Below are 26,156 nucleotides of genomic sequence, written 5' to 3'. Positions count from 1 at the left end.
ACGCCACATTGAATTATGCTTGATGATTGAACCCGCTGGTCCGTACACCCCCCAAGTCCGGACCAGCGGGTTTTTCCATGCCCGCGGGAATCGGGGCCTGATGATCTGCGTTTCCTTGCTGGAGGATAGACAAATGACTGCAACCTTGGTGGCCAAGGAACTGGCCGGTGGGCATGGCCACCGCACACTCTTTTCCAAGCTGTCCCTCACGGTGGCGCCCGGCGACGTGGTGGGCGTAGTGGGAGCCAACGGCGCCGGAAAATCAACGCTGCTCCGTATCCTGGCGGGCGTCGACCAGCCGCAGGAAGGCAGCCTCAGCCTTGCACCCTCGGATGCGTTCGTGGGTTGGCTGCCGCAGGAACACGAGCGCACCGAAGGCGAAACCATCGCCGGCTACATCGCCCGACGCACCGGTTGCGCGCAAGCCACCACCGAGATGGAATCCACTGCCGAAGCCCTCGGCTCAGGTGCCGCAGGAGCCGACGACGCCTACTCCCTTGCCTTCGACCGCTGGATGGCCTCCGGCGCGGCAGACCTGGAAGACCGCATTCCCGCCGTTCTGGCCGATCTCGGGCTGGAGGTTGGCACCGAGGCACTGATGACCGGCCTTTCCGGTGGCCAGGCCGCCCGCGTGGCTCTGGCGGCGCTGCTGCTGAGCCGCTTCGATGTAGTGCTCCTGGACGAACCCACCAATGACCTGGACCTCGACGGGCTGGCACGCCTTGAAGCCTTCGTCCAGGGCCTGCGCGGCGGAGTGGTGCTGGTTTCCCACGACCGCGAATTCCTGGCCCGCTGCGTCACCACAGTGGTGGAGTTGGACCTGGCCCAGAGCTCGGTAGCTGTCTACGACGGCGGCTACGAAGCCTTCCTCGAAGAGCGCGCGGTGGCCAAACGCCACGCCCGGGAGCGCTACGAGGAGTTCGCCAATACCAAAGCGGACCTTGTTTCCCGCGCGCGCACCCAGCGGGAGTGGAGCTCCCAAGGTGTCCGCAACGCCATGAAGAAGAACCCGGACAACGACAAGATCCGCCGGGCCGCCAGCGTCGAATCGTCGGAGAAGCAGGCGCAGAAGGTCCGCCAGATGGAGTCCCGCATTGCCCGGCTCACTGAGGTGGAGGAGCCCCGCAAGGAGTGGCAGCTGCAGTTCAGCATCGGCCAGGCACCCCGCTCAAGTGCCGTCGTCGCGACCTTGCGTGACGTCGTCGCGCGCCAGGGCGACTTCACGCTGGGACCGGTGAACCTCCAACTCAACGGTGGGGAGCGGATCGGCATCACGGGTCCGAACGGCGCCGGCAAGTCCACCTTGTTGCGCCTGCTGCTGGGGACGCAACAACCCGACGACGGCGTTGCCTCCATGGGCGCGTCCGTCGCCATCGGCGAAATCGACCAGGCACGCGGATTGCTCGACGGCGGGCAGCCGCTCGGCGACGCGGTGGAAGCCGTGCTCGTGGACTGGAACAGCGCAGACGTCCGCACCCTCCTGGCCAAATTCGGGCTCAAAGCGGACCACACCTCACGCACTGTGGACTCGTTGTCCCCGGGGGAGCGGACCCGGGCTGCGCTCGCATTGCTGCAGGCCCGCGGCGTGAACCTGCTGGTGCTGGACGAGCCCACCAACCATCTGGACCTTCCGGCGATCGAACAGCTTGAAGAAGCGCTGGAGAGCTACGACGGTGCGCTCCTGCTGGTCACCCACGACCGCCGGCTGCTGGAAAACGTCCGTCTCGATTCGCGGTGGCACCTGGACAACGGACAAGTCCGGGAACTCCACCACACCCCAAGCCAGGAGAAGTAACCCATGAGCATGGACCGCGTGGCCTGGAGCTCGCTGTACAACATCACCACTGCCAAGAGCGGCTCCAAGCCGTTCTCCAAGGAAACCCTCAAACGGGTCCTCGCCTTCGCTGCCCCTCACAAGGGGAAGCTGATTGCGTTCGTCATAGCTTCCATCGCGGGCGCCTTCCTGGCAGTGGCCACCCCGGTGCTTGCCGGACAGGTGGTGGATGCGATCATCGCGAACGCAGGCGTAGGAACGGTCATCTGGCTGGCCGTCCTCATTGCGATCGTTGCGGTGGGTGAGGCCGGAGTGGGCCTGCTGACGCGCTGGTTGTCGTCGATCATTGGTGAAGGCGTCATCGTGGACCTGCGCACGCGGGTGTTCGACCACGTGCAGCGCATGCCCATCGCGTTCTTCACCCGGACACGGACCGGCGCTTTGGTGAGCCGGTTGAACAATGACGTCATCGGGGCACAGTCCGCCTTCGCCGGCACGTTGTCCGGTGTGGTCAGCAACGTAGTGGCCCTGGCGTTGACCCTCGCCGTGATGCTCAATACTTCCTGGCTGGTGACGGTGCTCGCCATGGTGCTGCTGCCGATCTTCCTCATCCCCGCGCGGCGCATGGGCTCCAAACTGGCAGATCTTCGCCGTGAGGCTGCAGCCCACAACGCCGCCATGGGCACGCAGATGACGGAGCGTTTCTCGGCGCCCGGTGCCACGCTGGTGAAACTGTTCGGCCGCCCGGACGAGGAATCGCGTGAATTTGCCGACCGGGCTGGACGGGTGCGGGATATCGGCATCCGCACCGCCATGCTGCAGTTCACCTTCGTCACCGCCCTGACCCTGGTCTCGGCGTTGGCACTGGCCCTCGTGTACGGCCTGGGCGGTTGGTTGGCCCTCAGCGGCCAGCTGGCACCGGGCGATGTGGTGGTCCTGGCGCTCCTGCTCACCAGGCTTTACGCGCCGCTGACCGCGCTGTCCAACGCGCGGGTGGAAATCATGAGCGCACTGGTCAGCTTTGAACGGGTCTTCGAAATCCTGGACCTGAAGCCGCTCATCACCGAAAAGCCGCATGCCATTGAGGTCGCTCCGGGCCCTGTCGCGGTGGAATTTGATGACGTCCGCTTCTCCTACCCCTCAGCAGACAAAGTTTCCCTGGCCTCCCTGGAGGAGGTATCCACGCTGGACACCCGCGGCGGAGAGGAAGTGCTGCACGGGGTGAGCTTCCGGGTGGAACCGGGCCAGACAGTGGCCCTGGTGGGTTCCTCGGGTGCCGGCAAGTCCACCATCGCCCAGCTGCTGTCCCGCTTGTACGACGTCGACTCCGGAGCAGTGCGCCTGGGCGGGAACGGGCCCCGGACGGGTGCCGATGTGCGGGACATCAGTTTCGATTCCCTGCGCGACACGCTGGGCATGGTGACCCAGGACGGCCACCTGTTCCACGAAACCATCGCCTCCAACCTGCGCCTGGCACGGCCGGATGCTACCGAGGACGACATGTGGGATGTGCTCAGGCGCGCCCGCCTGGAACCGATGATCCGTTCCCTGCCCGATGGCCTGGAGACGGTGGTGGGGGAGCGTGGCTACCGGCTCTCCGGCGGCGAGCGCCAACGCCTTACCATCGCACGTTTGCTCATCAAGCAGCCGCGCGTGGTGATTCTGGATGAGGCGACGGCGGCGCTGGACTCCACCAACGAAGCCGCCGTGCAGGCGGCCCTGGGTGAGGCGCTCGAGGGACGTACCGCCGTCGTGATTGCGCACCGCTTGTCCACCATCCGCGCCGCTGACGCGATCCTGGTGGTTGAGGACGGCAGGATCGTGGAGCGTGGCACGCATACCGAGCTGCTGGCGGCGGACGGGCGCTACGCCGAGCTGTACCAGACCCAGTTCGCGGAGGCCACGGCAGTGGCGCAGGAAGCTGTCCCGGAGCTCTAGCGCTACTTGAGGGCCGGAAGGACGTGGTCCGTGAGCAGCGGCGCCAGGTCCGCGGGCAGGGGTGCTGAGAGGTCCAGCCAGCGGATTTCCGCGATCTCGGCGGAGGGGTGCGCGTCCCAGGTTCCGGGCGCCGTGAAGACGGTGGCTTCGATGTTCGTGGCGGCTTCGTTGGCGGCTACGGCGAGCCAGACACCCAGGGGTTCCAGCTGCTCCGGTGATACCTCGATGCCGACTTCCTCGGACAGTTCCCGGGCAGCGGCCTGGGCGGCCGTTTCACCCGGTTCGGGTTTGCCGCCGGGGTGCATGAATTTGTCCGTGCCGCGCTTGCGGACGGTCAACAACTGCCCTTCCTTGTTGTAGACGCACACGGCGCTGACCACGATCAGGTCCGTTGTTGTCATTCATGCCTCCCGGCGTCGATGCGGACCAGATGCGATTCCAGCAGCAAGTCCTTGGCGGGCCCTGTGACGTCCCAGGTGAAACTGAACGAATCCGGGCCGTTGTAGGTGTAGTTGACCTGATAGTCGTCGGGATCGCACCAGTGCTTGTCCTCGCGGCCCTCTTCGGAGAATCCCATGACGTGGAAAGGCCTGCCGTCGGGGAAGGACACATCCATGGAGTCCGGTGCGGCGCCGGGTGTCAGGACGTATTCACGGAAGGCGGGGCCGGTGTGGGTGGGCCAGTGCATGGTGCCGTCTTCGCGGTAGTCCAGGCCGCCGTCGGGGTTCGGGCTGTAGTGCACGACGCCGGTGAAGGTTCCGCGGGTGCCGGAGGCGCGGTCCAGGAGGTTTCGCTCCACCCTCCAGCTGCCGGCCAGGTAGGCCCGCAAGTCCTGGATGCGCTGCTGGTGCTTCAAGTGCCCTCGATTGGAATCGAACCAACGACACCGGCTTTAGGAGAGCCGTGCTCTATCCACTGAGCTACGAGGGCCTGTGTGTCCATGGCTCGGAATCCCACTGCTGGAGCTCAAGGGCCCGGACACGACTACAAGCATACAAGCTGCCGGGGCGATGCCCGAACACAGCTAGGCTGGCCACCATGAACGGGCGTGCAACGGCGTCGGCACCGGCGGGATGGTTCCTTCCGGATGTCCGCAGCATCAGGGCAAATATTGGGGGATGGGCGCAACTGAGCGTCGTCCAGTACTTCGTGGCCGAGGCTGCTGTGATCGAGGCTTGGGCCGGTCCGGAGCCCTACAGCAGGGCCACGGGCTTCATCAGCGACCTGGGCGCTGTTTCCTGCGGACTGTATGAGGACCGGCCAGTCTGTTCGCCCTTGCATTGGCTGATGAATGCCTCTTTCGTGGTCCAGGGGCTGGCGTTGGTCCTCGGGGCAATCCTCCTGACGGCCGGGCTCCTGTGCGTCGCGGCGAGGCCCGAAGTCCGGGCCAGGCGTTTCCGGGCGACGCAGGAGGGTGAAACGCCCATCCGCGTGCTGGCCGTGCCCTGGATCATGGCGGTCGCCATCCGGATCCTGACGGGCGTTGCGGGGGTGGGCACGGTGATTGTGGGACTGGTACCCGAAGACCTGGGCTCGCCGTGGCATTTTGCAGGGGCCCTCATGTTCTTCATTGGGGGAGGGTTCGCCTTGCTCCTGCTGGCCGTATTGTGGTTCAGGCAAACCCCCGTCAGTTGGTTCCTCGGAATCTGCGGGATTCTCTGCCTTGGGGCGCTGGTCATTGGCGGCATCACCGCGATGGATGTACCCCGGCCCGGAACTCTGGAACGCTTCATGGGGTATCCGGTCACTATCGGCCTGGCCACTGCAGGCCTTGTTATTGCCCAGCGGGTACGAACGGAACGAAAAAGCGCTCAGGGCCGATTGAGGAAGTACTCGCGGAAGTCCACGAGTGAAGTCCCTCCCGCGTAGCCGAGGTCGCCAGCACCCACCGAAACCGAGTCGTCGGGTGAAAAGATACTGACCGAGAAGGATCCCGAGTCCAAGTCCGTGGTCTTCTCCAGCATGGCCGGAAGGGCCTCTTCCAGGGCCTGTGCAAGCGCGGCGTGCTCGGAGCCGGTTCCTGTGAGCTTGGCGGTGATGAAGTTGCCGGACGTATTCATGTTCACGTGGACCTGGGCGTCCTTTACTCCCGGCACGGACGCAGCAGCGTCCTGCATGTCCTTGCCGAGCCGCTCGGCCTTGGACGGGCCACCCACACCGCAAGCCGTGATGCCCAGAATCAGCATCATGATGATCAGGGCCGGCACCGGCTTGGGAAGTTTCTTCAAGGTCACTGCTTTCGGGAGATGTTGGACACGGTTGAGGACACCTGGCCGGCATCGCTTGTGAGGAACTGCTGGGTGGATTCCTTTTGACTGTACTGGGCGATGGGACCCCCGGCTTCCTGCTGCGCTACCGAGTCAACGTAACGGTAGGAGTCGTGGTAGCTGATTCCGGCGAATCCCGGATCGATGTCCGGATTGGGCAGCGTCACCACCAGGGCGTTGTTGTCCCGGCTCGTGGTGATGCTGCCGCCGGGAAGCAAAGTGGCATCCGCCAGGTCCACCTGCGGGACGGGGTCACCGGCGTGCTGAAGGGCCAGGACGTCGATGGATGCCGGGATGGGGGCCGAATCCACCGGCGATCCGTACGTGACAACGTTGGTGACGTTGAACCTGTCGGTGAAGCTGCTGTCGGATGCCAAGGCCGTGGCGATCATGCCGCCCTGCGAATGACCTGACAGCATCACCGGTGCGTCCTGGGGAATGCCGGCTTTCTCCATGGCGATGCGGACCGCTTGGGCGGCAGTGGACAGGTTCCCACCGGCAAGTTCAAGGTTCCCGGTGAGATCGGTGGGGTTGGCCGCGCCGTCCGGCATCCACCGGGTGGTTCCGGGAATGCTGATGATGTAGGCAGGGGGACTGCCCGGCTTGTCGACTGTGGTGATCCGGATCCCGGTATCTTCCGTGCCCGCGATTCCTGCGTCGGCGTAGGCTGCGTCGGTGGCGGCCAGGACGGAGCTGATGGTTGACGGCACGGGCGTGACCGGCCTGCCGTTCACGTCGGCGGTTCCGGGTTTGCCTACGGTCAGGGGGATGGGCTCGCTGGCCACAGGCCTGCCGTCATCCATCAAATGCGGATTGTGGAAGCCGAAACTCGTCACCGTCGCGGCTGTGTTCAGTGTCGCCGCTACGAACAGCACCCCGTTGGACACCAGCTGGGTGATCGACGGTGGCTCGCCCGAGGTCAGCCACCCCCAGCCCATGTTCACGAAGTCGCCCAGCCGCGAGGCACGGTTTTCCTCGGCATCCATGAGGTTCCCCACAGGGAGGGGAGCCAGGTCCTGGGCAAGGTTCCATATGGTGGACGCAGTGCCTGCCAACAGGCTGGTGACTTTTCCGCTGGCATCCCACAGGTCCTCAGCCTCCCCGGCGGCGGCGTCCAGGAGCCGGTCAAGGACGGACGGATCCCCGGAGCCGGCCGCGGTGGTACTGGCGGCCATTTGTTCGTCGACGTTGCGTTGCACGGCACTGGAGGCGGCGGCGAGCGCATGCCCTGCCGCGATGAGCTGGCTGCGGTAGGCCATCCACTCCTGCGTGAAGCGCTTCCCGTCATCGCCGTGCCAGTCCACACCGGTGATCAAGGGAGTGAGGTTGCCGCTCAGGTCCAGCAGGCGTTGGCTGCTGCGGGCAAACTCTTTGCTGAGGCGTCGCCCGCCCTCCAGATCCATTCCGTAAAGGCTCATGAGCGCACGCTCCGACCGGCGGCGCTGCCAAGGTATTCCTTTGCTCCCAGGAGGGACCAAGCGAATTCGAGCCCGGGGTCCGTGGATGGAACGGCGGTCAGGGTGGGTGTGGTGTTCTGTCCTGGCCCGGTTTCCACGGAGTTCAGCTGGTCAACGGAGTACAGCTGGTCCGCGACGGTCCAAACGCGCCGGCTGGTATACGGGCGGGAACCTGGCGCCGGAGTGCCTGAAACATCAAGGTGGCCTGACACCTCAAGGTGGATGGTGCAGGTGGTGTTGGCCGCTACCGCCTGCGGCGTCGCTTCCGGCAAGGGCTCCAGCTGATGGAGCCGGGGAAAATGGCGGCTGAGGGCAGCCCACGCATTTTCCTCCTGGAAGAAGGAAACCTCGACGGCGTTGCGGACTTCCGTCACCACCACACCGTTTGGCTGGTGGCTTATACGGCGTCGATAGGAGACGGCGACGCCCCGCCCTCCTTCCAGGCCGGCCCTGCTGTGGATGGACTGGTCTTGGAACTGCACCACCGTGGTGGCCGTCAGGGGTGCCGATACAGCGAGGGTAACCGCCAGTATCCATTGCGGTGACAAGGTGCCCTGCGCATCGAGGATGCCGGCACGGCGAAGTTCGTCCCCGGCGTCCTGGTGGTGCCCGTCCGGATGTGGAAAGTACTCCGGATAGGCGGCAGCGTCGGCCTCGCTGCCCGTTGCTTCGGCCGCCCTGCGGACAGTTTCTGCCCAGGCGATTCCGCTGAGCTCAACGATGTTGAGCCTCGCATCGACGTGAATTTCCCCCATTGATCCCCCAAGATCCACTTACTGCGCGCCAGCACTTGGCGGCAAGCGCAACACTATCCGGGCGGGCCGGGACGCGGAATGGGGAGAGCTATCCTCAGTGGTTGCTGCGGGGGCGGGGGCGGGGAGGTGGCCCCCCGTTTCAGGACGCGCGCTTCTTTCCCAGGAAGACGGCAACGACGCCACACACGAGGCTCACCAGGAAAAGTACCCAGGAGGCAACGGTGACGGCCGATGCCACGGCGACCGAACCGGCGTCGGGCGTCTGTGCGGCCAGCACCGAATCAATGGCCACGTTCGACCACAAGTGGGCCACGGCAAAAAGCAGGGGAGCGGCCCACATGGCCCAGCGCCACGACTTGCGTGCCACGTTGGTGCCGATGAGCAGCAGCCAGCTGAAGCCGAAGATCAACGGGAACAGTGTGCCGGCCGTCTTGTGGACGTAGTTGAGCTGGCCGCGTGCCGCGTCATCCATGGCTGCGCGCAGTTGGGCGATGTAGTCCGGGGAGAAACCGCCGATCAGGGAGTCCGGCATTGCCAGCCCGCCGGAAAGCTGGGTCATCTGGTTCAGGGTCAACAGGTGCAGGTACCAGAAGAGGAACAGGCTGGCCACCACGCCGGCAATCACGATCAACCTGGAGTTGTTTTGTGCCTTCTGCGGCGTCCGCGCGGTGGTGCTGTTGATCACGGGAGGCAGTGTGTGGTCGGGAACCACTGCCTTCGCTCCGTGCTTTTTGATCCGCTGAGCTGGTGTCTTGGCCATGTCATTCATTATCCCGCCACCTAAGCTGGATCCATGACCACCGGCAGGCACACCGCAACTGAACTCGATCCTTCACTTGATGACTACCAGTTGGCCAGCGCCCTGGTCCGGGAAGCAGGGCAACTGGCGTTGCTCATGCGGATGGGCGGGTTGCAGGGCGAACGCAAGACGTCCGTCTCGGACGTCGTCACCGCAGCCGACCACGCAGCCGAGGCCTACGTCCTGGAGCAACTGCGCCGTTGCCGGCCGGAGGACGGCATCCTTGGTGAAGAGGGTGCCTCGGTGGCCGGGACCAGCGGACGGACCTGGGTGATCGACCCCGTTGATGGCACCTATAACTTCCTGCACGGCTCTACCTACTGGTGCTCGGCCATTGCCTTGAAGCGTGATGACACCGCCCACAGTGGCCAGTCCGGCAGCCCGTTGGTGGACCCGTCGGTGTTGCTGGGGGCGATCTACCAGCCCGAACTGGACAAGCTCTGGCTGGGCGGCGAGGACCAGGCGGCGACGCTCAACGGAGAACCCATTTCCGGTTCCGGCGATGTTTCGGTGGCCGGGATTTGCGCAGCCACGTACATCCATCCGACCTGGCTCGCGGATCCGCGCACGGCCATGCCATGGCACGCGGCCGCCATCACCGCCGCCTCCTTGCGGATGTTTGGCTCAGGTTCCTGTGACCTAGGCCGGGTGGCCGATGGCGAACTCGGTTGCTGGTTCCAGCACAGTTGCCCCGAATGGGACTGGCTGCCCGGCAAGGCGATCGTTCGCGCGGCCGGCGGGGACACCGCCGTCGTGAAGGTCAACGGGATGAACTGGTTCGTTGCCGGAAGCCCGACGGCGGTCCGCGAGTTGGGTGCCGCGCTAACCTCGGTTCCGCAGTTCGCCTAGCTGGCGCCATCGTACCCCGCAGGGTATTGCTAAGTAGCCTTAGTAATGGTTTCCTTGTACTGGGACGAATGGTTCGTCCCGCTGCCCAGGTGCTGACCGGTCAGCTGCCGAGCCCCAGGAGACGCCATGCAAGGCATTGGTGGTCCCAGCCTTCCACGGCTGACGCAAGACATGCGGCCCCTTGGCTGCCCGCACTGCGGAACGAACGAAAATGTTGCCATCGAATCCATCGAGTCCCTGCCGCCGCATCCGGGCGAACTGCAGGTCCAGGTCGGGTACGTCTGCCGCAAATGCCAAGGCAACTACCTGCACAGGGCACGGTTCCGTGATGTGGCAGCGGTCCTGAACAAGGTGCGCTCGCTGGAGGGATTGCTCCGCTTCGCAGGAGAGTACTTCCATTGCGGCGAAGCAATGTCCCTGGCAGGCTCCAACGTCAAGAGCATCTACGCGCCCTTGTCGACGGACGAACCCGGCGGCGACGCTTCGGCAGTCGACGTCGGCACGAAGTTGCTGCGGTGCCAGTGCGGGTTCCAGCTGGAACTGCCGGACTGACACCAACTCAGTAAATAGAACAGCTATAGAACCAGGACGCCGGTTAACCCCTTCGGGTACCCCCGCGGACCTGGCCCCATTCCCCTTGTTATTTTGCACCGGGGGGCGTTTGCCCCCACGGTCTCAGCTGCAGAACAGCCCTGTCCTGCAGCGTTCGCAAGGGGGAAATACTTGAACAGCAAGAGCAAGCTGTGGCCCACAGCCGTCGGCGTCACCGCCGTATCGGCCTTGGCAATCGGCCTCGTGGCCGCACCAGCCGCAAACGCAGCGCCCACCGACGTCATCTCGGTGGGCAGCGGACAGATCATCGATGGTTCTGTCCTGACACTTCCGAACTTTGCCAACCTGGCATCCAACGGAGCAGCAACTGCCCAGCAGATCGGCACCCCGCCGAGCGGCCCGGCAGTCATTGAGGCCACCGACCCGCTGGATCTCAGCGCAGTCTTCGGCGTCGTCAACGTGGGCGCGGGCAACATCCCGCTGCTCCAGAACAACGGCATCATCCAGGTTGGTGCTGTCAGCCAGTACGGCAAGGCAGTCAACGATGGTTCCTCGGAAGCATTCTCCGGTACCGTGAGCGGCGCTCCCGGTCTGGTGACCCTGCCCGGCGGCCTTCCCACGTCCGGCGATCCTGCCATCCCGGCAGCCCGCGTCAGCCTCGGCACTGCAGCCATCCTCGGTGGCACGGACCTGGTCAACGTCAACCTTCAGGTGGCCACCCTCGCGGCGGCAGCCAAGAAGGACCAGGGTGCAGCCCCCCAGGGTGCCTACTCACTGGCCGGCGTTTCGGCTGAAGTCGGCGGCACTGTCATTGGCGGCGTCGCAGGCACCATCAGCACCGCCATCAACACGGCCAACGCCGTCCTGACCCCCTTGGGCGTCACAGTGGCCAACCCGGTGGCCGGTGGAACCATCTCCATCACCGAGGCAGACCTGCTGGCCGTTGCCGGCGTGCCGGACCTGAACTCCCTGCCGGCCGGAACCGACCTGATCTCGTTCCTGCCGCAGGCTGTTGCCAACAAGCTGACCTCCATCGTCAGCAGCACCCTGGCAACCGCCACGGCCGCCGTGAACGGTCTTGGACCGATCGCCCAGCTCGTCGCAGGACCTGCCCTGTCTGTCCTGACCACCACCCTGAACGGCGTGACCGGAGCAGTTGCTACCAGCGTTGTGGCTCCTCTGAGCACCGCGCTGACCGCCCTCGTTTCGGCCAAGGTCAACGTCCAGGAAACCGCTCCGTCGGGCGCCTTTACCCAGCGCGCCCTGCAGATCGCCGTTGCCGGCGGCTCCATCGCCACCGTCAACCTGGCCAACGCAACCGTCGGACCCAACCTTGACGCAGCGGCGATCCCGCTGGTCAACGCCGACACCATGGCCATCAGCGGTGGCGTGGCCCTCCTGGCTCTGCTCACCTGGTTGTTCGTCCGCTCACGCCGCCGCACCGCGGTAGCCGCTGTCTGATCGCCCCGGCGATCACGCACGGCGAAAGGAGAACAGTCAATGTACGGCAATAACTGGACCGCAGGCGGTACCGCCGCCGGCGGTACCACGCTCGCTGTCACGGGAGCCCCAACCCTCGGTTGGGTCATCCTCGTGGGGGTAGCCCTGCTGATTACCGGTTTTGTAGTCCTGCGAAACAGCAGGCTCAAAGCCGCAAAGCGGGGAGCACATCCCAACTCGTAATACCATCGGCGGGGCGGCTCTTTCCGGGCCGTCCCGCCATCCCCATTTTTCCCGGGCCTTTCCGGCCTCGCCCAAGCATCGGAAGTAAATGTCGGTACTCGAATCCGCACAGGCGCTGGCTTTTGTGCTCCTGGTGGTTTTTCTGTCGTACATCCTGGTGATTCTGGTGCCCTTCCTCCGGCGCAAACCCGATCCCGAGGGCGATCCCGACTCTTTCTCGTGGCATGTGTTCATTCCGTGCCGCGATGAAGAAGTGGTGATCGGCGAAACCCTGGGATTGCTCCGCAGGCAATTCCCGCAGGCCCACGTATGGGTTGTCGATGACGACAGCGACGACGCCACCGCCGACATCGTGGACGCGGCCTCTGATCGCGACGCCATGATCCACCTCGTTCGCCGCCGCCGGCCACTGGCCCGCACCGGCAAGGGAGATGCGCTTAACGCGGCCTACCGCACTTTGGACGGTTGGCTGCCCGCCGACGTCGACCGGTCGTCGGTGATTGTCCTGGTGGTCGACGCCGATGGCCACCTGGCTGACAATGCGTTCCGTCAGGCGGCTGGTCCCCTGGCGTTCGGTGACCCGGAAGTCGGCGCCGCCCAAACCGCCGTCTGGATGTCCAACCTGCAGGACCCGGCCCTCGAAGGCGGCACCGGGATGCAGCGTCTCAGGAAGTCCTTCGGACGGTACCTGGTCCTGATGCAGGACATGGAGTTCCGCACCACCATCGCGGCCATGCAGTCCCTTCGGCGGCACACCCTGACGGTCGGCCTGGGCGGCAACGGCCAGTTCACGCGGTTGTCCGCCCTGGATGTCATCGCCAGGACGTCCGGCCAGCCATGGCACGGGGCGCTCCTTGAAGATTACGAACTCGCGATCCACATCATGCTGGGTGGTTACAAGACCGTCTACATGCATGACACCCACGTAGCCCAGGAAGCACTCCCTGACCTCCGCAGGCTCCTCACGCAACGCACGCGGTGGTGCCACGGCGGCATGCAGTGCAGCGTCTACCTCAAGCGGATCTTCGAATCGCCCTACTTCAGCAACGTCGGCGCGATCGAATCCAGCTACTTCCTGGTCCAGCCTTTCATCCAGATTCTCGGCTTGGTCCTGTGGCCAACGCTGTTTATCACCATGGTGGCGCAGGGCTCATTGACCATGGGCAGCTTTGGCGCCTGGATCAGTGCGGCATGGTTCATCATTCCCCTGATCTTCGCAACAGGCGTGCTGCCGTTCGCGCTGTGGGGCCTGGTGTACCGGAAGCAGGTCACACCGGAGAAGAACTTCATGCTCGGTGTCCTCTGGGGCTTCGGCTACTGGCTCTACATGTACCAGAATTACGTCACGGTGCTCAGGGCAACCTACCGCCTCATCACAGGACGGCAGGGGTGGGCCAAGACCCGCCGCAACCAGGAGACAGACGTCAAACTCCTAGCGAAGGAAGCCTAGTGGCCATGAGCGCCGAAGCCGGCAACATCAGCGTCCCCACCGGACCCCKTGCGATCCCCGTACGGAAGGCCCGTGGCGGGGGTCTCATCGGGCTGGTCTTCATCGCTGCCGCGGCTGCGGCCATGCTGCAGCAGGAGCACATCAGGGCAGCCGAAGCCTGGCTCATGTCCGCCATTTTCGACGGCGTCCTCGGCGGGGCTTCCTACAGCGTGGGCGACATCATTTTCCACAATGTGGGCGGGGGCCAGCCCTTCGCCCTCCAAGTCACCGGGCTGTGCTCCAGCGCCGTCCTCCTCACGCCGATCGCAGGCCTCGCCGGGATTCTTTTCCTGATGGGACGCATCCCCGTCTCCCGGCTTATGCCCGCGGCCCTCATCGCACTCCTCATAGTCTGCATCAGCAACGCAACCCGCTATTTCATGATCGCAGCGGCGCAACAGAGCTGGGGGCAGCAGGGATTCGATGTCATGCACCACTTCCTGGGTTCCTTCGTGGTGATTTTCGGCTTCGTCGCGGCCATCATCGTGCTGGTCCGGGCCGCCGTCGTCCGCAAAGACCGTGCAGCGACCCGCAGCAAGGGCCGGCGTGCGTCCTCGTAGTCTGTTCCGGGCGTCGGCCGTCATGGCCGCGGTGATGATAACGGCAGCCTTGACCGCCTGTGATGAAGGAAAACCCGGGGTGGACACGGCGAGTCCGGAAACAGGACTCTGCCATGCCGTGGTGTCCCCGGAAGAATTTGATGCCAGCAGCGAAGCCAGCCCGCCTGTTTCGTGCACCGAACGCCACACCACCCAGACTTTCCTGGTCACGACGATGCCCGAACCCCTGGCCCGCCAGGAATCACGTCCCAACCAGCAGCAGCTCAAGGCTGCCGGCAAACGACTGTGCACCAGCGAGGACCTGCGTACTTATCTCTCCGCGTCCGACAGGGACGGGACCTTCGGACTGGCGGTTACCAGTTACTTCCCTGACAGGGACGCCTGGGCTGCCGGCAGCCGGGCGGTTCGTTGCGACGTAGCGGTCACGGACCAAGACGGCACCCCGCAGGAAACCGGCCTTGACCTCAAGGATGCTTTGGCGGGACCACACTCGGCAGCGGTACGGCTCTGCTACCGGCAGGAATACAAGGACGGCGTTCTTTCCGACGACGGAACCGATGTCCCGTGTTCGGAGCCCCATACCGCGGAGGACATCAGCGCATGGATCGCCCAGGACGCGTCACTGGCAACACCCGTGGCCCGTGAAGCGCGTTGCCTTCCCTATGCGCTCGAATTCCTCGGCACGGAAAAACTGCCGGCAGGCGTCACAGTCCATCCCATCATCCGGACGGTGGGCACTGCCCGGACCGTCCGCTGCGCCGTCGCCTCCGCCCGGCAGCCAGTACCGGGTGAAGCTCCGGAATTGGTGACCGGAACCCTGGCTCCCGTGCGCGTGCCTGTCACCGGGGGAGCAGTAAACAATGGCTGATCAAGGATCCGGGAGCGCCACGCAGCTCCGTGAACGTGGCGGGAAAGCGCAGAGAACGTTCACCCCTGCCCCTGTGCGCGGACGCAAGGGCACCAAGGCCCGTCCGCTCGGCGGCCTGGGACGATACTTTGCGAGGACCTTCGGTCCCGGTACCTTGACGCTGGGACCAGTCCACGGCGCGGCCCTGATCGCGGGGCTGGTTGCGGCCGCCCTCATGATGGTCCGGCTGTTCATTTCGGAACCTGTGGGGATGGGGGACCAGGGCGAGGGGCATGGTCTGCTGTGCTCCCTGGGGGTCATGAACCAACGGCCCTGGGATTACGCGGGGTTCACGAAATACATCCACCCTTCCTGGGTCCCGCACCAGTTCTACGGTGAAGGCTGCGGCGCCAACGGCACAGGGGAGCCGTACTACTCTTCCCAGCTGCTGTTCCTGTGGTTGGGGAAACTGCTGACACCCCTCCTGGGCTGGGGACCGGGGCTGGACACCCGTGCCGTTGGAATCGTCTGCTGTGTGGTCTTCGGATTGCTGATCGCGGCCCTGATCAACGTGCTGCCTGGCCGGACCTGGTTCCGTATCCTCATCGCCGCGCTGGTCACCGGGGTGATGGCAGACGGCGTCTTCGCTGATTTCTTCGTCTCGCCCTACAGCGAACCCGCGGCCTTCCTTGGCGTTCTTGCCGTGTCCGTTGCGCTGCTCCACTACTGGAACGGCAGCGGTCCGCGGTGGCTGGCTTTGCTGCTGGTCGTCTTCGCGACGGTCTTTACCGTTGCGGCAAAAACACAAACTGTCTCGTGGCTGCCCGTTATTGCCCTGGCGCTGCTCTGGGTGCCGTGGCGGCGGGGCACAGCGGACGGTGAGGCGGCCGTCGTCGTGCCTCCGTCCGACGGCAAACCGGCCGACGGTGCGCTCGGCAGGGGTCGACAGTGGCGCGCGCTATTGCTGCCCGCGACGGCGGTGCTGCTCATCGTTGCGTTTTCGGTGGCATTCATCAACGTCCAACCCAAGCGCTTCTCGGAAGTGAACCTTTACAACGCCGTCTTTGTGGAGCTTCTTCCGTACAGCCCGACCCCTGAGGCAGACCTCGAATGGTTGGGGCTGGACCCAAGTTTCATCAACTCCATGGACACTACGGTGGCCTCCACACGTTCGGCTGTTTACAACCCGCTGTACCCCCAGTTCCAGGAGAAGATCAGCCTGGGCACGATCGCCGGTTTTTACGCCACGCATCCGGAACGGCTCATCACCATGGGCGAACGCGGAGTGACTGCCATGCTGACTCCGGAACTGGGCTATGTTGGCTCGTACCTTGAGGGTTCCGATCATGGCCCTTATGAAAAGGAACGGCGTTTTCCCGTGGTGTTGGGCTTGTTCAGCGCCGTAAAAGCTGCTCCGGTGGCCTTCGTCGGGATGCAGTTGGTGACGTTGCTGCTGGGCCTGGCCGTGGCTTTCCGGAAGCGGAGTGCCGTGGGAAGGCTGGCGGTCATCATGGTGCTGGGATGCTGGTTCCAGTTCTGGGCCGTCATGCTCAATGGCGGCCAGGCCGAAATTTACAAGCAGATGATCATTGCGGGCTTCATGGCGGCTTTGTGCGGGCCATTGCTGGTGGCCCTGATCAGCATCCTGGCTTCGGAGCCGGGGAAGGTGCCGGCGCGAAAGCGCAGGGGCCGGCGGGCCAAGGCACAGCAAGGGTCAGCTGATCCAGCCATCGTTGCTTAACTGCTTGCGGAGGCTGATGACATTGCCGAGCTTGATGCCGGCCGTGGCGTAGCGCTGCCGGATCCGGTGAAGGTGCGCCTTGACTGTTTGCTCGCTGATTCCCATGGCATCCGCAACGCCACGAACGGACATGGCGTCACTGCCGAGGTACAGCTCGGCAAGACGCTGTTCCCGGGGTGAAAGTGTGATGCGCAGCGGTGTGCTGTTGTCATGACCGGCCAGGACGTCAGGATGCAGATATTCCTGTCCGGATGCGGCGGCGCGGAGGGCGAGTTCGGTGTGCCGGGGGCCAGCTGCCTTGGGCACATAACCCAAGGCACCGGCAGAGCGGACCGCGCCTGCATCCCAGCGGTCCAGGGCGGTGGCAAGGACTACCACCCGCAATCCGGCCTGCACCAGCTGTTGAACTGCCGGGACCAGTTTTTCCCGGCGATCGAGGGTACCCAGGACAGCCACCGTCACCGAAAGGCCGGCCAAGGCCTCCTGCTGGAGTTGCGTGGGAACGGTAGTGAAGCCCGCCGCGACCACCAGGTCCGGGGCGTTGCGGCGCAACCACGCATCCAAGGTGTCGATCATCAATTGGTGCTGGTCCACCACCATCAGGCGCGTCACCATGGCTTGGGTGCCTTGATGGGGACAATGATGCTGGCTCCTCCGGGGTCCGTGTGAACGCGTGGCGAACCCAGGGCTTCCACCTCGCTCCACAACGCGGGGGTGCAGCGGTTCGGATTGAGTCCGGTCACACGCCAGGTAATCAGCAAATGATCGTTCACATGCGGCTCCACATAGACATGTACCCTTCCGGGCAAACTGCTGCCTTGGCGCGGCCCGTCCGGCACCGGCTTCAGCAGCAGCATGGTGACAGCGAGGAGTGCCGGGCGCTGTGCCTGCGGGATACGTTGAAGGAGGTCCGGCTGGGCCGTCACAGTGGCCGTGGAGTCCAGGCCGGCCAGCACCAAGGACTCCGACAACCAGTCGCCGCCCTGTGCCACCATCAACTGGGCACGCAACCTCGAGGCGAGCCACTGGGCTTCCTCCGCCAGGCCCGGCGTCAGCGGGTGGCTTTCGCTCCGGGCTGCCCTCGCAAACAGCTCCTGGATCTGATGGTGTGTGGCTGACAGCTCCTCGGTGTGGGCCGAACTGCGGGTATCAGCCTGCCGGGTCAGGGCAGTCATGGCCTGGGCGGAATGCCGGGCGAGCTGTTCCTCCATGCGGCTCCGGATGCCCACGACGAACAAAGCGCCCAAAAGCCCCGGGATCAGCGTGATGAAGAAAATCAACAGGCCCTCGCCGGACCCGAATCTTGGAGTGGTGGCGTAGTAGAAGCTGCTCAGGACCGAGTTGGCGGCCGACAGGAGCATGAAACCCATCAGGTCCCACCGCATGCAGACAAGGAAGACCAAAGCCGACCCCAGCATGACGTTGAAGGCGAGGGCCAGATAGCCCGAGCCCAGCGTCACCACTTGGGCCGTCATCACGCCCGAAATAATGGACGTGGCCAGCCAGGCCAGGCGCACATAGGGAAGATGCCTGCGGGGCGTTGCCGGCGCAGACGCCAGGAAAGCCGCGCAGCAGCCAATGAGGTCGAGGGCCACGGCAGCAAACCTTGAGCGATCAAGACTGCTCCCGTCGAAGGACACCACCTGCGTCATGGCCGAAAATATCCAGAGCGTCAGACTGATGCTCACCAGGATGCCCCGGGACAGGAAAAGGGGACCGGCAGTGGCCCCGTGTACATCCGGAAGGAATCGGTTCATGCCGCCTCGACCTCAAGGACAACAGTGGTACCACGCCCTGGTGTCGACAACAGCCTGGCGTTCCCGCCGACCTGTGCCATTCGCTCAATGATCGAATGCCTCACCCCGAAGCTCTCCGCCGGGAGGGACCCGGGGTCGAATCCGCGGCCCGCATCGCTGACGAGGACCGACACCACAGGACCTGTGCGCGAAATGAGCACATCCACGTGATCGCTCCCGGCATGCCGGGCCGCGTTGACCATGCATTCCCCGGCAGCATCAGCAACCGCCCGCAAGGTATCCGGCGGCAGGGTTCCGCCCTCACCGAAAACGTCCACGGTGAAGCCGTTCCGGCTGTGTTCGCGGGCCCGCTCTTTCAGCAACGACGCCACGTCAGCGGCAGTGGAAGACTCGACGACGGCCAGCCCGCCTCCGCTGCCAAGGGCCGGGCGCCGGCCGTCCAGCGTGGTGGCTTCCGCCGGGGTGCCGGGGCTCCGGTGACCTGACCCGACGCCGTCGTACTCCCCAGCGGCGAACATGCTGCGGAAGTCCTCCGGAGCCAACCCGGCGCCGCCCCGGGCCAAGAGGGTCAGCCCCCGCAGCACGGTGTCGTGAAGCAATCGGGCGTCATGGGCGGCTGCACTGGTCCGGTCCCGGACGACCGCCTGGGCAGCAAGGGATTCCGCCTTCACGGCTTGGTCGCGCAGGAAAATATCCAGGGCCCTGGGCGCTGAGTGACGGATGGCGAGCATGATGAGCCAGAATCCCACAAGAATCGAGAAGGTGATGGGACCGAGGCGATGCAGGATTGATGTCGCGATGGTATGCCCAAATACCAGGACGGCCAGCAGCGCCGTATAGACCGCCGACTGCCAAGAAGCTCGCAAGGACAAGGCCACCGTGGAGCTGGCACCGATCAGCAGGCTGTGCGCCAGGAGCAGCGAGTCCGAATCCTGGCGGTAGCTGACTCCTGCCAGGAGTTCGGACAGTGCGATCAGGCCCACGACGATCATCAGCCGAAGGGGCCAGAAATCGGTCCGCAGCATCGTAGCGAAGCACATCACCAGCATCATCACGAGCACCCACGCCAAGGCCCGGTGCCACAGGGGTCCGCCCATGATCGGAAACAGGTATAGCCAGGAGGCCGCCACGAAAACGAAGCTCATTACTGTCCCGGATCTGGCCAGCAGGTCCGAGCGCTCCAACGCGGGCCGGCAGGTTGCCAGCCGCGTTATCCATGCCCCCATGAATGTCTCCCCAAAACCCGTCATCGGAATATGATGACCACTTAGCCAGCATCATATGCGGGGAGGACCGATTTAAGTGCGATACCCGGTGTCCCAACCCACGATCGAAGTGGACATCGTGGAGGACCACGCCGTCCTGCTCGAAGGGCTTTCCCAGTGGCTCCAGGACAACACCACGGGCATCCGTGTGGTTGGCCGGTTCGCCTCCTGGGCCGAAGCCGCAGCAAGCCTGGGTGCCCTGTCCGACGTCGTTATCCTGGACGTTCTCCTGGGTGACCAGGTCCCGCTGCGCGCCAAGATCCAGGCCATCCTTTCCTCCGGTCCGCAGGTTGTGGTGTGCAGTTCTGTCCTTGACCCTGCCGTAATGCGCCAGGCCATGGCGGCCGGCGCCATGGCGTACATCCCCAAGACAGCCTCCGCGAGTGTGGTGGAAACCGCGCTCCGGCGCGCAGCGCAAGGACTGCAACACATCACCCCTGAAGTGGCCGCAGCCATGGATGCCGGCCGGGGGGAACCGCAATTGTCCGCCAGGGAGCACCAAGTGGTCTCCGTCTACCTCGGAGGAGAGGCCGGGACCATGGCGGAGACAGCCCAGCTGCTGGGTATCTCCGTGGATGGTGTGAAGAAACACCTGGCGTCAGTGCGCCGGAAGTTCCAGGACGGTCCCGAGCCCCTGACGAGGCTGGGACTCCGGGAGCGGCTCACTGCCAGCGGATGGCTGCTGGAGGACCCGCGGCAGTAGATTCCGGTGGTTGGCCCCGGGGCCGTGGACGTACCGCCCTATAGTGTCGGGGGCACCGCCTAGACTGGTAGGCACCATGGATATGTTGTTTGACCCCTACGCAGACGGACCCTTCAAAGCAGGCACCAAAGCCGCAGTCAAGGCTGCCCCGGAGCTATCACGCCCAGGTGGTGGTGCGCCGGGTCCCCGTCTTCAGGAGGGCGGCGGCGGCCAGTCGGACGCTCCTGCCTCAGGGGGATGGGGCAACCCGGGCACGTCCGGGCTCCCCTCTGCCGATGCCCTGCTCCAAGGGCTGAACGCGCAGCAGGAAGAGGCAGTCAAGCACGCCGGAAGTCCGCTGCTCATCGTTGCAGGCGCAGGTTCGGGCAAAACGCGTGTGCTCAGTAACCGCATCGCCTACCTCATCGCCACCAAACGGGCACATCACGGCGAAATCCTTGCCATTACCTTCACCAACAAGGCAGCAGCCGAGATGCGGGAGCGCATTGAAGCGTTGGTGGGGGCGCGGGCCAAGGGCATGTGGATCTCCACCTTCCACTCATCCTGTGTCCGTATCCTGCGGCGCGAGGCCGCCAACGTGGGCCTGAACTCGAACTTCTCCATCTACGACTCCGCCGACTCGCTGCGCCTCATCACCCTGGTGGCCAAGAACCTGGACCTCGATCCCAAGAAGTTCGCGCCCAAGGCCATCCAGCACAAGATCTCGGCCCTCAAGAACGAGCTCATCGACGCCGACTCCTACTCCTCCGCGGCGAATCACAACGACCCCTTCGAAACCGCCGTGGCTGATGTCTTCAAGGGCTACACGCAACGCCTGCGCCAGGCCAACGCCATGGATTTCGACGACCTCATCGCAGAGACCGTCTACATGTTCCGGGCTTTCCGTGCGCTCGCGGAGTCCTACCGGCGGCGCTTCCGGCACGTCCTGGTGGACGAGTACCAGGACACCAACCATGCACAGTACGCGCTGGTCAGGGAGATCGTGGGCCTGGGCACTGACACGGAGGTCCAACCCAGCGAACTGACCGTGGTGGGTGATTCGGACCAGTCCATCTACGCCTTCCGCGGTGCGGACATCCGCAACATCGTGGAGTTCGAAGCCGACTATCCGAACGCGCGCACCATCAAGCTGGAGCAGAACTACCGTTCCACGCAGAACATCCTCAGCGCAGCAAACTCCGTCATCTCCCGCAACCCCAACCGCCAGGAAAAGCGGTTGTGGACGGCCGAAGGCGATGGCGAGAAGATCATCGGTTACGTGGGCGAGAACGAGCACGACGAAGCCCAGTTCATTGCCAAGGAAATCGACCGCCTGCAGGACGAGGAAGGCCTGCGTCCCGGAGACGTTGCCATCTTCTACCGGACCAACGCACAGTCGCGCTCCATTGAAGACGTCCTGGTCCGCGTGGGCCTGCCGTACAAGGTTGTTGGCGGCACCCGCTTCTACGAGCGCAAGGAAATCAAGGACGCCCTGGCGTACCTGCGCGTCCTGGTGAACCCGGACGACGACGTCAACCTCCGCCGCGTACTCAACGAACCCAAACGAGGGATCGGCGACCGTGCCGAGGGGGCCGTCGCCGCCCTTGCCGAGCGCGAGCGGACATCCTTCATGGCTGCGGCGCGTCGGGCGGACCAGGCGCCGGGCATGGCCACGCGTTCGGTCAACGCTGTCCTCGGCTTCGTGAAGCTCCTGGACGACCTCGCGGAAGTCGCCTCCGGATCCGGCGCGGCTGCAGCCCTCGAGGCAGTCCTGGAACAGACCGGCTACCTCGCCGGACTGCGCGCCAGTTCCGACCCGCAGGACGAATCGCGGGTAGAGAACCTTGCCGAACTTGTAGCCGTCGTCCGTGAGTACGAAAGGGACAACCCGGAGGGTTCACTGGGCGAGTTCCTGGAACAGGTGTCCCTGGTGGCTGATGCCGACCAGATTCCGGACGCTCCCGGCGCGGACATCGATGCTGCGGTGGCAGAAGCCAAGCGCATGGGAGTTGTCACGCTGATGACTCTGCACACAGCAAAGGGCCTTGAGTTCCCTGTGGTCTTCCTGACCGGCATGGAGCACGGGATTTTCCCGCACCAACGCTCGGCCACGGACCCCAAGGAACTGGCAGAAGAGCGCCGGCTGGCCTACGTGGGGCTCACCCGGGCACGCCAGCGGCTCTACGTCACGCGCTCGGAGGTCCGCAGCATGTGGGGCCAAAGCCAGTACAACCCGGCCAGCCAGTTCCTCGAAGAGATTCCGTCCGAACTCGTGGAGTGGAAGCGCGAAGGCATGAGCCGGCAGGCGGGCGGATGGGGGAGTGCTCCCATCGGTTCCAACCGTTACGGTGGTTCGTTCTGGGGTGCGGGTACCTCCCGCGGTGTGGCCGCGAGCCCAACCGCCGGGTTCGACGCCGACGTTCCTGCCGCCGTCGCACGCAACAGGGTGCAGCCACAGAAGGAAGTCATTTCCGTAGTGGTGGGGGACAAAGTCAACCACACGAGTTTCGGCAACGGCGTGGTGCTCGGCGTCGAAGGTGCGGGCGATAAGACGGTCGCGAAGGTGAAGTTCGACGTCGGCGAGAAGCGACTGTTGTTGCGTTATGCGCCGCTGACCAAGCTTGATGCATGAGGCCGCACGGCATAATTGGTGCCATGCGACGCACAGTGTGGGGGATTCTGGCCGCTTTGCTCCTGGTGTTGGTGTCGGGTTGCTCCTTCGCCACCAAGGACCCGGACTACGTTCCGCCTGCCCCTTTGCCGCCGCTGGAGCAACTGCAGCAGGTACCTGTCTCTGAGCAGACCACTCTGGCTGCGGGCGAGGACGTGACAGCTTTCGTCACCGGGGACCGGAACATCGTGTGCGCCATGACCTCCTCAAGGGGCGGCCACCTCAACCTCCCGTACGAGGTCAACAGCTACTCGGACGCAGCCAACAACAAATTCGCGGTAGTGCCGGTGGTGCACTGCGAACTTGCCGCGTACGCCAAGGCTGAGCTTGACGACATGGCGGACGATTGCGCAGGCACCGGGCTGGGCTACCTTGGCGGAACAGCGCTCCTCACTCCGGACAAGGCCGTCTACGGCTCGTGTCGTTCCGGCGTAACACAAATGGAGTCGGAGTTCGGACCCAAGGGCAGCCGCAACGGTCCCATCTCCAAGCTTCGCGAGCTGGCCGACGGCCAGAACATCGAACGCAACGGCCTGCGGTGTTCTGCCTACAACGGGGGAGTAGCCTGCGGAAACGTCTCCGGGGGCGTGGCGTTCTTCGTTAGCCGTGAGGGTTACCAGTTGGTTTCCGACGGCGGCAAGACGGTCCGCGGGAGCCTGAAGGAAGGCTTCTGATGGGCTTTGCACGGATCCGGAAGAACCCAAAATCCGCGTGATTATGCGGTTTTTCTACATACGATAGAAGTGTAAGGTTACTCACTTAACGGGTACTGTGTAGCTGGCGGGACTCCTCAAAGGGCTAAAGTTCCGAGAGGACCTTACGCAATGTGACCGGCTTCAATCCTGGTTGTTACCGCGTACTCTCCGCAGCTGGCTATCGCGGTCATCGCGGTTCCCGGCTGAACAGAAAACTACTTCGACGTAGAAGGACACTAAACCGTGGACCTGTTTGAATATCAGGCGCGCGATATGTTCGAAGCGCACGGTGTACCCGTGCTCGCCGGCATCGTGGCGCACACTCCTGAAGAAGCGAAGGCAGCTGCCGAGAAGATCGGCGGCGTAACAGTCGTCAAGGCACAGGTTAAGGTTGGTGGCCGCGGCAAGGCCGGCGGCGTCAAGGTTGCCAAGTCTGCCGACGAGGCACTTGAGCACGCCACCAATATCCTGGGCATGGACATCAAGGGCCACACCGTCAACAAGGTGATGATCGCCCAGGGTGCTGACATCGCCGAGGAATTCTACTTCTCGGTCCTCCTGGACCGTGCCAACCGCAACTACCTGGCCATGTGCTCGGTTGAAGGCGGCATGGAAATCGAGCAGCTTGCTGTCGAGCGTCCCGAGGCCTTGGCCAAGATCGCCATCGACCCGGCTGTGGGCATCGACCAGGCCAAGGCTGACGAGATCGTCGCAGCTGCAGGCTTCGCTGAAGAACTGCGCGGCAAGGTCGCCGACGTCATTCTGAAGCTCTGGGATGTCTTCAAGAAGGAAGACGCAACCCTGGTTGAGGTCAACCCGCTGGTCCGCACCGGAGCAGGCGACATCGTTGCCCTCGACGGCAAGGTCTCCCTGGACGAGAACGCCGACTTCCGCCACGTGCACCACGCAACGCTGGAAGACAAGGACGCAGCTGACCCGCTCGAGGCCAAGGCCAAGGCCCAGGACCTCAACTACGTCAAGCTGGACGGCGAAGTAGGCATCATCGGCAACGGCGCCGGTCTTGTGATGTCCACCCTCGACGTCGTTGCTTACGCCGGCGAGAACCACGGCAACGTCAAACCCGCCAACTTCCTGGACATCGGTGGTGGAGCTTCCGCCGAGGTCATGGCCAACGGCCTGGACGTTATCCTGGGCGACTCCCAGGTCAAGAGCGTGTTCGTGAACGTCTTCGGCGGCATCACTGCGTGTGACGCTGTTGCCAAGGGCATCGTGGGTGCACTGGCCGAGCTCGGTTCTTCCGCGAACAAGCCGCTGGTTGTTCGCCTCGACGGCAACAACGTTGAGGAAGGCCGCCGCATCCTGACCGAGGCCAACCACCCGCTGGTAACCCTGGCCGCCACCATGGACGAGGGCGCCGACAAGGCCGCCGAGCTCGCCAACGCAGCTAAGTAAAGGGACGCGACAATGTCTATCTACCTCAACAAGGACTCCAAGGTCATCGTTCAGGGCATCACCGGCGGCGAGGGCACCAAGCACACCGCCCTGATGCTCAAGGCCGGCACCAACATTGTTGGTGGCGTCAATGCCCGCAAGGCCGGCACCACGGTCCTGCACGGCGACAAGGAAATCACGGTCTTCGGCACCGTCAAGGAAGCCATGGCTGAAACCGGCGCTGACGTCTCCATCGTCTTCGTTCCGCCGGCATTCACCAAGGACGCCGTGGTTGAAGCCATCGAAGCCGGCATCGGCCTCGTGGTTGTCATCACCGAAGGTGTTCCGGTTCAGGACTCCGCAGAGTTCTGGGCACTGGCCCAGTCCAAGGTGGACGCCGACGGCAAGCAGGTCACGCGCATCATCGGACCGAACTGCCCCGGCATCATCACCCCGGGCGAGGCCCTGGTTGGCATCACCCCTGCGAACATCACGGGCAAGGGCCCCATCGGCCTCGTGTCCAAGTCCGGTACCTTGACCTACCAGATGATGTACGAACTCCGTGACCTCGGCTTCTCCACCGCGATCGGCATCGGTGGCGACCCCATCATCGGCACCACGCACATCGACGCCCTGGCCGCGTTCGAAGCTGACCCCGAGACCAAGGCAATCGTCATGATCGGCGAAATCGGTGGCGACGCTGAAGAGCGCGCAGCCGACTTCATCAAGGCCAACGTCACCAAGCCTGTTGTTGGCTACGTGGCTGGCTTCACCGCTCCCGAAGGCAAGACCATGGGCCACGCCGGCGCCATCGTCTCCGGTTCCGCTGGTACCGCACAGGCCAAGAAGGAAGCCCTCGAAGCTGCAGGCGTGAAGGTCGGCAAGACGCCGTCCGAGACCGCCAAGCTGCTGCGCGAAGTTTACGCAACGCTCTAGGTTCCGCAGTAAGACTGACGACGGCGGCCCGGTGCCTTCCCATGGAA

Annotated in this window: 25 protein-coding genes and 1 tRNA gene; 16 read left to right on the top strand and 10 right to left on the bottom strand. The window is 64.4% G+C overall.

Features of this window, described 5'->3' with window-relative positions:
- Positions 1-133: 133 nt before the first annotated feature.
- Positions 134-1,795: an ABC-F family ATP-binding cassette domain-containing protein gene (locus tag AB4Y81_RS17775; protein WP_189076039.1), complete on the top strand. Its 1,662-nt coding sequence runs from the start codon at positions 134-136 to the stop codon at positions 1,793-1,795.
- 3 nt (positions 1,796-1,798) lie between these two features.
- The gene (locus tag AB4Y81_RS17770) at positions 1,799-3,712 is read left to right on the top strand and encodes an ABC transporter ATP-binding protein (RefSeq protein WP_079581233.1); all 1,914 of its coding nucleotides are present in this window, start codon (positions 1,799-1,801) and stop codon (positions 3,710-3,712) included.
- Positions 3,713-3,714: 2 nt separating this feature from the next.
- On the opposite strand, the gene AB4Y81_RS17765 is transcribed toward AB4Y81_RS17770, so the two are convergent.
- From AB4Y81_RS17765 to AB4Y81_RS17755, 3 genes are all read right to left on the bottom strand, one after another.
- Complete coding sequence (locus tag AB4Y81_RS17765; protein WP_434328111.1) at positions 3,715-4,113, bottom strand: NUDIX hydrolase; 399 nt, start codon at positions 4,111-4,113, stop codon at positions 3,715-3,717.
- Positions 4,110-4,568, bottom strand: a complete 459-nt coding sequence (locus AB4Y81_RS17760) for a DUF6314 family protein (protein ID WP_275778306.1) — start codon at positions 4,566-4,568, stop codon at positions 4,110-4,112. Before AB4Y81_RS17760 ends, AB4Y81_RS17765 begins: the two co-directional genes overlap by 4 nt.
- A gap of 1 nt (position 4,569) precedes the next feature.
- A tRNA-Arg gene (locus tag AB4Y81_RS17755) sits at positions 4,570-4,642 on the bottom strand.
- A 108-nt stretch (positions 4,643-4,750) separates the two neighbouring features.
- Here AB4Y81_RS17755 and AB4Y81_RS17750 point away from each other — a divergent pair.
- Positions 4,751-5,581 (top strand): DUF998 domain-containing protein, encoded by an 831-nt coding sequence (locus AB4Y81_RS17750; RefSeq protein ID WP_018779593.1) that lies wholly within the window; start codon positions 4,751-4,753, stop codon positions 5,579-5,581.
- Here AB4Y81_RS17750 and AB4Y81_RS17745 read toward each other — a convergent pair.
- The 4 genes from AB4Y81_RS17745 to AB4Y81_RS17730 all read right to left on the bottom strand — a co-directional run bounded on the left by AB4Y81_RS17745 (position 5,524) and on the right by AB4Y81_RS17730 (position 8,951).
- Positions 5,524-5,946 carry a hypothetical protein gene (locus tag AB4Y81_RS17745; RefSeq protein WP_039240033.1) on the bottom strand — a complete coding sequence of 141 codons (423 nt, stop codon included), beginning with the start codon at positions 5,944-5,946 and terminating at the stop codon, positions 5,524-5,526. The two genes, AB4Y81_RS17750 and AB4Y81_RS17745, sit on opposite strands and share 58 nt — an antisense overlap.
- Positions 5,943-7,397, bottom strand: coding sequence for a PGAP1-like alpha/beta domain-containing protein (locus tag AB4Y81_RS17740; RefSeq protein ID WP_441996367.1), 1,455 nt, complete (start codon positions 7,395-7,397; stop codon positions 5,943-5,945). The genes AB4Y81_RS17745 and AB4Y81_RS17740 overlap by 4 nt, the downstream gene beginning before the upstream one ends.
- Positions 7,394-8,191 carry a hypothetical protein gene (locus tag AB4Y81_RS17735; protein ID WP_441996366.1) on the bottom strand — a complete coding sequence of 266 codons (798 nt, stop codon included), beginning with the start codon at positions 8,189-8,191 and terminating at the stop codon, positions 7,394-7,396. The genes AB4Y81_RS17740 and AB4Y81_RS17735 overlap by 4 nt, the downstream gene beginning before the upstream one ends.
- 139 nt (positions 8,192-8,330) lie before the next feature.
- The gene (locus AB4Y81_RS17730; protein ID WP_039240036.1) at positions 8,331-8,951 is read right to left on the bottom strand and encodes a hypothetical protein; all 621 of its coding nucleotides are present in this window, start codon (positions 8,949-8,951) and stop codon (positions 8,331-8,333) included.
- A 33-nt stretch (positions 8,952-8,984) separates the two neighbouring features.
- Between AB4Y81_RS17730 and AB4Y81_RS17725 the strand changes: the two genes are divergently transcribed.
- The 8 genes from AB4Y81_RS17725 (at position 8,985) to wsfD (ending at position 16,711) form a co-directional block, all read left to right on the top strand.
- Positions 8,985-9,839, top strand: a complete 855-nt coding sequence (locus AB4Y81_RS17725; protein WP_018779598.1) for an inositol monophosphatase family protein — start codon at positions 8,985-8,987, stop codon at positions 9,837-9,839.
- 126 nt (positions 9,840-9,965) lie between these two features.
- Positions 9,966-10,391 carry a hypothetical protein gene (locus AB4Y81_RS17720; RefSeq protein ID WP_039240037.1) on the top strand — a complete coding sequence of 142 codons (426 nt, stop codon included), beginning with the start codon at positions 9,966-9,968 and terminating at the stop codon, positions 10,389-10,391.
- A 171-nt stretch (positions 10,392-10,562) separates the two neighbouring features.
- Complete coding sequence (locus AB4Y81_RS17715; protein ID WP_018779600.1) at positions 10,563-11,852, top strand: PVV-CTERM domain-containing choice-of-anchor G protein; 1,290 nt, start codon at positions 10,563-10,565, stop codon at positions 11,850-11,852.
- 39 nt (positions 11,853-11,891) lie between these two features.
- The gene (locus AB4Y81_RS17710) at positions 11,892-12,074 is read left to right on the top strand and encodes a hypothetical protein (protein ID WP_018779601.1); all 183 of its coding nucleotides are present in this window, start codon (positions 11,892-11,894) and stop codon (positions 12,072-12,074) included.
- Positions 12,075-12,162: 88 nt separating this feature from the next.
- Positions 12,163-13,524, top strand: coding sequence for a glycosyltransferase (locus AB4Y81_RS17705; RefSeq protein WP_055973452.1), 1,362 nt, complete (start codon positions 12,163-12,165; stop codon positions 13,522-13,524).
- A 5-nt stretch (positions 13,525-13,529) separates the two neighbouring features.
- The gene (gene xrtS, locus AB4Y81_RS17700; protein WP_441996365.1) at positions 13,530-14,123 is read left to right on the top strand and encodes an exosortase S; all 594 of its coding nucleotides are present in this window, start codon (positions 13,530-13,532) and stop codon (positions 14,121-14,123) included.
- Entirely contained in the window at positions 14,110-14,991 is an 882-nt protein-coding gene (locus AB4Y81_RS17695) for a septum formation family protein (protein ID WP_155845981.1), read from the top strand. Before xrtS ends, AB4Y81_RS17695 begins: the two co-directional genes overlap by 14 nt.
- Positions 14,984-16,711, top strand: a complete 1,728-nt coding sequence (gene wsfD / locus AB4Y81_RS17690; RefSeq protein ID WP_441996364.1) for a glycan biosynthesis hexose transferase WsfD — start codon at positions 14,984-14,986, stop codon at positions 16,709-16,711. The genes AB4Y81_RS17695 and wsfD overlap by 8 nt, the downstream gene beginning before the upstream one ends.
- Here the strand turns inward: wsfD and AB4Y81_RS17685 are convergent.
- Genes AB4Y81_RS17685 through AB4Y81_RS17675 form a run of 3 tightly spaced genes read right to left on the bottom strand, consistent with a single transcriptional unit; the run spans position 16,685 to position 19,694 of the window.
- Positions 16,685-17,326, bottom strand: coding sequence for a LuxR C-terminal-related transcriptional regulator (locus AB4Y81_RS17685; protein ID WP_018779606.1), 642 nt, complete (start codon positions 17,324-17,326; stop codon positions 16,685-16,687). The two genes, wsfD and AB4Y81_RS17685, sit on opposite strands and share 27 nt — an antisense overlap.
- Positions 17,320-18,468 (bottom strand): hypothetical protein, encoded by a 1,149-nt coding sequence (locus AB4Y81_RS17680; protein WP_441996363.1) that lies wholly within the window; start codon positions 18,466-18,468, stop codon positions 17,320-17,322. Before AB4Y81_RS17680 ends, AB4Y81_RS17685 begins: the two co-directional genes overlap by 7 nt.
- Entirely contained in the window at positions 18,465-19,694 is a 1,230-nt protein-coding gene (locus tag AB4Y81_RS17675) for a sensor histidine kinase (protein ID WP_441996362.1), read from the bottom strand. The genes AB4Y81_RS17680 and AB4Y81_RS17675 overlap by 4 nt, the downstream gene beginning before the upstream one ends.
- Before the next feature lie 88 nt (positions 19,695-19,782).
- Here AB4Y81_RS17675 and AB4Y81_RS17670 point away from each other — a divergent pair, with 88 nt between their 5' ends.
- From AB4Y81_RS17670 to sucD, 5 genes are all read left to right on the top strand, one after another.
- Complete coding sequence (locus AB4Y81_RS17670; RefSeq protein WP_441996361.1) at positions 19,783-20,436, top strand: response regulator; 654 nt, start codon at positions 19,783-19,785, stop codon at positions 20,434-20,436.
- A gap of 76 nt (positions 20,437-20,512) precedes the next feature.
- Positions 20,513-23,047, top strand: a complete 2,535-nt coding sequence (gene pcrA, locus AB4Y81_RS17665) for a DNA helicase PcrA (protein WP_441996360.1) — start codon at positions 20,513-20,515, stop codon at positions 23,045-23,047.
- 23 nt (positions 23,048-23,070) lie between these two features.
- Positions 23,071-23,760 (top strand): hypothetical protein, encoded by a 690-nt coding sequence (locus AB4Y81_RS17660; RefSeq protein ID WP_441996359.1) that lies wholly within the window; start codon positions 23,071-23,073, stop codon positions 23,758-23,760.
- A gap of 264 nt (positions 23,761-24,024) precedes the next feature.
- Entirely contained in the window at positions 24,025-25,194 is a 1,170-nt protein-coding gene (sucC, locus tag AB4Y81_RS17655; protein WP_039240049.1) for an ADP-forming succinate--CoA ligase subunit beta, read from the top strand.
- A gap of 12 nt (positions 25,195-25,206) precedes the next feature.
- A complete protein-coding gene (gene sucD, locus AB4Y81_RS17650; protein ID WP_018779613.1) occupies positions 25,207-26,109 on the top strand; it encodes a succinate--CoA ligase subunit alpha in 903 nt (300 codons plus the stop codon).
- Positions 26,110-26,156: the final 47 nt, after the last annotated feature.

Origin of the sequence: Paenarthrobacter sp. TAF1 (assembly GCF_052113825.1) — a bacterium.
Classification (GTDB): domain Bacteria; phylum Actinomycetota; class Actinomycetes; order Actinomycetales; family Micrococcaceae; genus Arthrobacter; species Arthrobacter nicotinovorans.
This window is presented reverse-complemented; position numbering and strand designations above follow the sequence as displayed.

Coding starts and splice junctions, on each gene's coding strand:
- AB4Y81_RS17775 (WP_189076039.1), top strand. CDS start 134: ATGACTGCAACCTTGGTGGCCAAGGAACTGGCCGGTGGGCATGGCCAC.
- AB4Y81_RS17770 (WP_079581233.1), top strand. CDS start 1,799: ATGAGCATGGACCGCGTGGCCTGGAGCTCGCTGTACAACATCACCACT.
- AB4Y81_RS17765 (WP_434328111.1), bottom strand. CDS start 4,113: ATGACAACAACGGACCTGATCGTGGTCAGCGCCGTGTGCGTCTACAAC.
- AB4Y81_RS17750 (WP_018779593.1), top strand. CDS start 4,751: ATGAACGGGCGTGCAACGGCGTCGGCACCGGCGGGATGGTTCCTTCCG.
- AB4Y81_RS17740 (WP_441996367.1), bottom strand. CDS start 7,397: ATGAGCCTTTACGGAATGGATCTGGAGGGCGGGCGACGCCTCAGCAAA.
- AB4Y81_RS17735 (WP_441996366.1), bottom strand. CDS start 8,191: ATGGGGGAAATTCACGTCGATGCGAGGCTCAACATCGTTGAGCTCAGC.
- AB4Y81_RS17730 (WP_039240036.1), bottom strand. CDS start 8,951: ATGGCCAAGACACCAGCTCAGCGGATCAAAAAGCACGGAGCGAAGGCA.
- AB4Y81_RS17725 (WP_018779598.1), top strand. CDS start 8,985: ATGACCACCGGCAGGCACACCGCAACTGAACTCGATCCTTCACTTGAT.
- AB4Y81_RS17720 (WP_039240037.1), top strand. CDS start 9,966: ATGCAAGGCATTGGTGGTCCCAGCCTTCCACGGCTGACGCAAGACATG.
- AB4Y81_RS17710 (WP_018779601.1), top strand. CDS start 11,892: ATGTACGGCAATAACTGGACCGCAGGCGGTACCGCCGCCGGCGGTACC.
- AB4Y81_RS17705 (WP_055973452.1), top strand. CDS start 12,163: ATGTCGGTACTCGAATCCGCACAGGCGCTGGCTTTTGTGCTCCTGGTG.
- wsfD (WP_441996364.1), top strand. CDS start 14,984: ATGGCTGATCAAGGATCCGGGAGCGCCACGCAGCTCCGTGAACGTGGC.
- AB4Y81_RS17685 (WP_018779606.1), bottom strand. CDS start 17,326: ATGGTGACGCGCCTGATGGTGGTGGACCAGCACCAATTGATGATCGAC.
- AB4Y81_RS17680 (WP_441996363.1), bottom strand. CDS start 18,468: ATGAACCGATTCCTTCCGGATGTACACGGGGCCACTGCCGGTCCCCTT.
- AB4Y81_RS17675 (WP_441996362.1), bottom strand. CDS start 19,694: ATGGGGGCATGGATAACGCGGCTGGCAACCTGCCGGCCCGCGTTGGAG.
- pcrA (WP_441996360.1), top strand. CDS start 20,513: ATGGATATGTTGTTTGACCCCTACGCAGACGGACCCTTCAAAGCAGGC.
- AB4Y81_RS17660 (WP_441996359.1), top strand. CDS start 23,071: ATGCGACGCACAGTGTGGGGGATTCTGGCCGCTTTGCTCCTGGTGTTG.
- sucD (WP_018779613.1), top strand. CDS start 25,207: ATGTCTATCTACCTCAACAAGGACTCCAAGGTCATCGTTCAGGGCATC.